Annotated in this window: 1 protein-coding gene; it reads left to right on the top strand. The window is 68.1% G+C overall.

From position 1 onward, the window contains the following. Positions 1-377, top strand: a 377-nt coding sequence (locus tag OO69_RS48185; RefSeq protein WP_158713548.1) for an ABC transporter permease subunit, incomplete at its 5' end; no start/stop codon positions are given. Positions 378-499 lie beyond the last annotated feature (122 nt).

Genomic DNA, 499 nt, shown 5'->3' with positions numbered 1-499 from the left:
TGTGCGAGCCCTTGCACGCCGTCGTCTACTACGCGCCGGAGGCCTTCGAGGAGGCGGCGGCGCTGGACGGGTGCAGCAGGCTCCAGACCGTGCGCAAGGTGATCCTTCCGCTGGCCCTGCCCTCGCTCATGGCGACCGGCCTGTACGTCTTCATGATCGCCTGGAACGAGTTCCTCTTCGCGCTGCTGTTCCTGGCCGCCGACCCGGGCCAGTGGACCGTCTCCCTGGGCCTGGCCCAGCTGTCTAACGGCATCGAGGTGCCCAAGACCGTCCTCATGGCGGGCTCCGTCGTGCTGACGATCCCTGTCGTACTCCTCTTCTTCGCCGCCGAACGCCTTCTGACCGAGGGACTGACCAGCGGCGCCGACAAGAGTTGAGCCGTGGGGGACACCATGATGACGTCAAGTCAGGCCAGCGCCGGCGAACTGCTGCACCTGATCCGCAGCGGCCGCGCCAACACGCGGGCCGACCTCCAGCAGGCCACCGGTCTGTCCCGCTC

This window comes from Streptomyces sp. NRRL F-525, from assembly GCF_000716605.1.
Classification (GTDB): domain Bacteria; phylum Actinomycetota; class Actinomycetes; order Streptomycetales; family Streptomycetaceae; genus Streptomyces.
This window is presented reverse-complemented; position numbering and strand designations above follow the sequence as displayed.